Consider the following 6,020-nt stretch of genomic DNA (forward strand, 5'->3'; position numbering starts at 1 on the left):
CATACGCCGTCATTCTTACACTACTATACTTTCACGTGGTTATGGCTTTTCCATTTTTTTTTTTTAAGACGAAAGAGGCAAAAGAAGTTTTTGCCCTGCTCGTGGGGTCCGGGAGGTGGTTAAGGGGGGTTGTTGGGGGCGTTGCGGCGGATGATGCCCGGCAGGAGGAGCGGCTGACTCCTCTCGGCTGTGTGTGCCGCATTCAGGACGAGGAGGGGGAGATGGGCGTGGGGACAGAACCGTCGGGTACTCCGAGCCGCCGGTTCAGGGGCACTGGCTCTGGTGTCCTCTTCGGTGGACTGACCGCAGTGGTGTCCACTGCTGCGATCGGGAGGGCATGGGCCGCTTGTGACATCGGAAACGGCGTAACCAATGGCATGGCTCTGCTGGTTCTTGCGCCTCTCATATGGATCGCCGCTGTGGTTCCGTGGGTGATCCTGCACAGCACTCTGGGAAGACGTCATGGCAGGGCAGCCCGTACCGCAGGGCTCATCTTCACCCTGTGGTTCACCTGGTTCCTCGTCACATGGCTCGGCATGCCGGACTCCTACCCCGCCCCGTTGTGCCCGGGCAACGTCCCACCCTGGTGGCCGAGTTTCCTCCCGGCGTGACTTCGCCAGAGCCGATGAAGCTTGGTACCGGAAGAGGTGCCTCGAATCGAGGGTGCGTTGTCGGGGTGCGGGTCCGGTGGGGGGCTTCTCGCGCAGTTCCCCGCGCCCCCGAAGGTGCCTTCGGCCCTTCATCAAAAAGCACGGGGCGCAGCCCCTGCTTTTTGAGGGGCGCGGGGAACTGCGCGACCAGCCCCCACCGACCCGCACCCGACAACGCACCCAGGTCGAAGGGGCGCAGCCCCTTCTGGGTGCGGGGTTTGTCAGGCCGGGCGGAACCAGAGGGTGGTGAGTGGGGGGAGTGTCACGCGGATGCTGGCGGGGTGGCCGTGCCAGGCGTGGGGCTCCGGCTTCACCGGGTCGGACGCCGTCACATCCGTCCCGCCGTACGCACCCGCGTCCGTGTTCAACACCTCCCGCCACGCAGGCACATCCTCGGGAACCCCCAGCCGATAGTCCTGCCGCACCACCGGCGAGAAGTTCGAGACCGCCAGCAACGGACTCCCGTCCTCGGCGAACCGCAGGAACGCCAGCACGTTGTCGTCCGCCGAGTCCCCCGTGATCCAGGAGAACCCCGCCGGCCGCGTGTCCTGCTCCCACAGCGCCGGGGTGCGCCGATACACCGCGTTGAGGTCACGGACGAGATCCCGCACCCCCCGGTGGTCCGCCTCCGCGCCGTACGCCGGATCGAGCAGCCACCAGTCCGGCCCGTGCGCCTCCGACCACTCCGCACCCTGGGCGAACTCCTGCCCCATGAAGAGCAGTTGCTTGCCCGGGTGGGCCCACATGAAGCCCAGGTACGCGCGATGGTTGGCCCGCTGCTGCCACCAGTCGCCCGGCATCTTCGACACCAGCGAGCCCTTGCCGTGCACCACCTCGTCGTGGGAGATGGGCAGGACGTAGTTCTCGCTGTACGCGTACACCATCGAGAAGGTCATCTCGTGGTGGTGGTGCTTGCGGTGGATCGGGTCCTTGGCCATGTAGTCCAGGGAGTCGTGCATCCAGCCCATGTTCCACTTCAGGCCGAAGCCGAGTCCCCCGAAGCCGCCCGGACCGGTGTGGTGGGTGGCACGCGTGACACCGTCCCAGGCCGTGGACTCCTCCGCGATCGTCACGACACCCGGCACCCGCCGGTACACGGTGGCGTTCATCTCCTGGAGGAAGGCCACCGCGTCCAGGTTCTCCCGGCCGCCGTGCTCGTTGGGCGTCCACTGACCCGGCTCGCGCGAGTAGTCGAGGTACAGCATCGACGCGACGGCATCCACCCGCAGCCCGTCGATGTGGTACTCCTCGCACCAGTGGACGGCGTTCGCCACCAGGAAGTTGCGCACCTCGCGGCGCCCGTAGTCGAACTCCAGCGTCCCCCAGTCGGGGTGCGCCGCCCGCGCCGGGTCCTCGTGCTCGTACAGCGGGCGCCCGTCGAACTCCGCCAACGCCCAGTCGTCACGCGGGAAGTGCGCCGGCACCCAGTCCATCAGCACCCCGATCCCGGCCCGGTGCAGGGCGTCGACCAGGTACTTGAAGTCGTCCGGGGTGCCGAGGCGGGCCGTCGGGGCGTAGAACCCGGTGACCTGGTAGCCCCAGGATCCGCCGAAGGGATGCTCGGCGACGGGCAGCAGTTCGACGTGCGTGAAGCCGAGATCGGAGACGTACGCCGGAAGCTGCTCGGCGAGTTGACGATACGTCAGCCCAGGGCGCCAGGACGGCAGATGGACCTCGTAGACCGAGAACGGTGCCTCGTGCGCGGGGGTCTCGGCACGCCTCGCCAGCCACTCCTCGTCGCCCCACTCGTAGTGCGAGGCGTACACGACGGACGACGTGGCGGGCGGGACCTCCGTACGCCGGGCCAGCGGGTCGGCCCGGAGCGTCCGCGAACCGTCCTGCCGGGTGATCTCGTACTTGTACAGCTCACCCTCGCCGATCCCGGGCACGAACAGCTCCCACACGCCCGAGGAGCCCAGCGAACGCATCGGGAAGCCCGTGCCGTCCCAGAAGTTGAAGGTCCCGGCGACGCGTACGCCGCGCGCGTTCGGCGCCCACACCGTGAAGCGGGTGCCGGTGACGCCCTGGTGGGTCATCGGCTCGGCTCCGAGCGCCCGCCACAGCTCCTCGTGCCGCCCCTCACCGATGAGATACAGGTCCAGCTCACCGATCGAGGGCAGGAAACGGTACGCGTCCTCGGTCTCCTGCTCCGTCCCCTCGTACGACACCAGCAGCCGGTAGCCCTCCGGAACGTCCCGGAGCGGCAGCAGCGCGGAGAAGAAGCCGCCGCCGTCGTCGTGGAGCTCCGCCCGCAACGACCCCACCGTCACGCTCACCGCGAGGGCGTACGGGCGGAACGCCCGGAACACCACACCACCGGGCGCGGGATGGGCTCCGAGCACGGCGTGCGGCTCATGATGCGTACCGGCCAGCAACCGCTCCCGGTCGGCGCCGTCCATGGCGGGGGAGAAGGCGGGCTGGGCGAGGGGGGACGCGGTGGCCTCGGAGCCGACCGGTGCGGCGAGCGTGGCTTCGTCGAGCACCGGCTCGGCGGCGGCCTGCTTGGGGACCACGGGGTCGGGGCCGGCCGGCTCGGAGGTGGCCTGGTGGGGGACGGTCGCTCCGGGGGGCGTGGTCGACGACCCGGCCAGCACCGACACGGCGGCGGACGGCTCGGTCACGGCCGACTCGGACGCGGCCCCGGCTTTCTTCGCGAAGGCATTCTTCGTGACCGCGGAGGCCTTCTTCGCGACCGCTTTCTTGGGGGCGGCCGTGGTGGCGGCCGCCTTCTTCGCGACGGTCTTTCTCGCGACGGTGGTCTTGGCGGCGGTCTTCTCGGCCACGGTCTTCTCGGCGGCACCGTCGGCGGTCACGACTCCTGCGGTGACGTCCCCGGCGGTGGCGGCACCAACGGTGACGGCCTTCCCGGCCGTCGTCCTCCCGGCCGTGGTCTTCTGAGCAGTGGTTTTCCTGGTCGTGGTTTTCTTGGCTGCGGTCTTCTTCCCGACCGCCTTCTTCGTCACGGTCTTCTTCGCGGCCGGGGCCTTTTTCGCCGCGGCCTTCTTCGCCGTCGTCTTCTTGGCGACGGCTTTCGTGGTGATGGCTTGCGTGGTGACGGCCTCCTCCGCCGCCGTGCCCGCGCCCTCCGCCGTCTTTGCCGGCGCGGCCTCGCCACCACCCCCGGTGGTCGTCCGCGTCGCCGTCTTCTTCGCCGTCGCCTTCTTGGCGACGGCCTTCTTCGCTGCCGTCGCCTTCTTCGCGGCCGTCTTCTTCGTCGTCGTGGCCGTCTTCTTCGCGGCCGTCTTCTTCACCGGGCCCGGTACTTCGGCCCCGGTGTCGGGGTGCTGTGTGCTGTCGTCGGACGGCGGGCGGGGAGTCACAGGGACGGTCTCCTCGGGAGGGGTGGTGTCAGGGGGTGGTGTCGGTGCAGGGGTCCGTGGCCAGGCGGTGGACCGCGGCCAGGGGTACCGGGAGCCAGTCGGGGCGGTGCCGGGCCTCGTAGAGGACCTCGTACACGGCCTTGTCGGTCTCGTACGCGCGCAGCAGCACGGGATCGGTCCGCGGATCGACCCCGGCGACATCCGCGTACCCGGAGCAGTACGCGGCCCGGCACGCGGTCGCCCAGTCGGCGGCCGGGGGCTGGAGGGAGTGCGCGGCGTAGTCGAAGGAGCGGAGCATGCCGGCGATGTCGCGGGCGACGGGCTGTGGCATCCGCCGCTCGGCCAGCGGCTTGGACGGTTCGCCCTCGAAATCTATGAGAGACCACTCCCCGGACGGTGAGCGCAGACACTGCCCGAGGTGCAGGTCGCCGTGGATGCGCTGCGCCGTCCAGGTGCTCCCCTCGGTGGCCAGGGCGGACAGTGCCTCGAAGGCCGTGTGCAGACCGGGCGCGTACGGCCGCAGCGCGGGTACGGCCTGCGCGGCGGCCTCCAGGCGCTCGGTCATTCCCTCGACGAGCGCCGCTATTTGGGGACGGCACAGGGTGGCCGTGGGCAGGGCGCGCGTCAGCGCGGTGTGCACCTCGGCGGTGGCCCGCCCGAGCGCCCGGGCCTCGGCGGTGAAGTCCTCGCCCTTGGACAGCATGCTCAGCGCCAGTTCCCAGCCGTCCGCCGCGCCGTGCAGGAACGGTTGCAGGACACCCAGGACGTGATGGCCGTCGGGGTCGCCGGCGCGGCCCAGGTCCGCCACCATCCATGCCACCGGCGCCGGTACCCGGGGGCAGTTCTCGCGGGACAGCTTCAGAGGCAGTTCGAGATCGGGGTTGGCCCCGGGGACGACCCTGCGGAACAGCTTGAGGATGAACGTATCGCCGTAGACGAGGGAGGAGTTGGACTGCTCGGCGGTGGCCAGGCGGGGCACCAGACCCTCGGGAATGTCACACCGCATGTCCCGTTCGCAGCGCAGCTCCCCGACACGTGCTTTCGAGCGCAGCGCTTCCAGCAGCACATCGGCGAGACGCGGATCGTGCAGCCCCTCGTACACCGTCCGCCCGGCCAGTGGCCCTTCCGCCACGTGCCCGATCAGCGCGGGAGCCAGCCGTGGCGGCAGTGTCTCGCGTACGCCGAGCAGCAGTTGGTAGCAGTCGCCGGGGTGGGCCGGGGCCCCCTGGGACGGCACCAGGGGCTGGTGGGCCCGGACGAGGAGATGCAGCAGCCCGGCCTTGGCGGCGCCCACCGGCAGCAGTTCCGTCGCCGCCACCAGGCTGAACCCGGTGACCGGTCGCCCTTTCCCCGCGAACCAGCGCTGCCGTGGCAGCCACTCGCGCAGCAGCGGCTCCAGCGAGGTGAGCAGCCCGGCTGTCGAGGGTGCGACGGGCGGTGGTGCAGGACTTGTCGCGGTGGAGTGCGAAGCGGCTTCCGACATGGAATCGCGTCCTTTCCCCGGGGGCGGGGTTTCCTGTCTGCGTGCCCCGGGCGGGCCGGGGGAAACCGGCCCGCCCGGGATTCCGGTCGGGATTACACGGCGTCCTTGCGCAGGCGGAACCAGTAGAAGCCGTGGCCCGCGAGGGTGAGGAGGTAGGGCAGTTCACCGATGGCGGGGAAGCGGACTCCGCCGATGAGTTCGACGGGGTGGCGTCCCTCGTAGGCGCGCAGATCGAGTTCCGTGGGCTGCGCGAAACGCGAGAAGTTGTTCACGCACAGCACCAGGTCGTCCCCGTGTTCGCGCAGGTAGGCGAGCACGGACGGGTTGGACGAGGGGAGTTCGGTGTAGGTGCCGAGGCCGAAGGCCGGGTTCTGCTTGCGGATCTCGATCATGCGGCGGGTCCAGTGCAGCAGCGACGAGGGCGACGACATCGACGCCTCGACGTTGGTGACCTGGTAGCCGTAGACCGGGTCCATGATCGTCGGCAGCGACAGCCGCCCCGGATCGCAGGAGGAGAAGCCGGCGTTGCGGTCGGGGGTCCACTGCATGGGGGTGCGGACGGCGTCG

4 protein-coding genes are annotated in these 6,020 nt (G+C 69.9%); 1 reads left to right on the forward strand and 3 read right to left on the reverse strand.

All coding sequences use genetic code 11. The annotated features are described in order from the left end of the window. On the forward strand, nt 1-611 hold a 611-nt coding region (locus P1P70_RS38730), incomplete at its 5' end, for a hypothetical protein (RefSeq protein ID WP_319246143.1). A 260-nt stretch (nt 612-871) separates the two neighbouring features. On the opposite strand, the gene glgB is transcribed toward P1P70_RS38730, so the two are convergent. From glgB to P1P70_RS38745, 3 genes are all read right to left on the reverse strand, one after another. Beyond that, on the reverse strand, nt 872-3,970 hold the full coding sequence (glgB, locus tag P1P70_RS38735; protein ID WP_319246145.1) for a 1,4-alpha-glucan branching enzyme: 3,099 nt from the start codon (nt 3,968-3,970) through the stop codon (nt 872-874). Between the two features lie 28 nt (nt 3,971-3,998). After that, nucleotides 3,999-5,453, reverse strand: coding sequence for a maltokinase N-terminal cap-like domain-containing protein (locus P1P70_RS38740; protein ID WP_319246147.1), 1,455 nt, complete (start codon nt 5,451-5,453; stop codon nt 3,999-4,001). A 92-nt stretch (nt 5,454-5,545) separates the two neighbouring features. Continuing rightward, the coding region (locus P1P70_RS38745; protein ID WP_319246149.1) for an alpha-glucosidase C-terminal domain-containing protein at nt 5,546-6,020 on the reverse strand (475 nt) is incomplete at its 5' end.

The organism is Streptomyces sp. MB09-02B (assembly GCF_033794485.1).
In the GTDB taxonomy this organism is placed as follows: Bacteria; Actinomycetota; Actinomycetes; order Streptomycetales; family Streptomycetaceae; genus Streptomyces.

Excerpts from the sequence above, each read along its gene's own strand:
- P1P70_RS38740 (WP_319246147.1), bottom strand. The coding sequence starts at position 5,453 with ATGTCGGAAGCCGCTTCGCACTCCACCGCGACAAGTCCTGCACCACCG.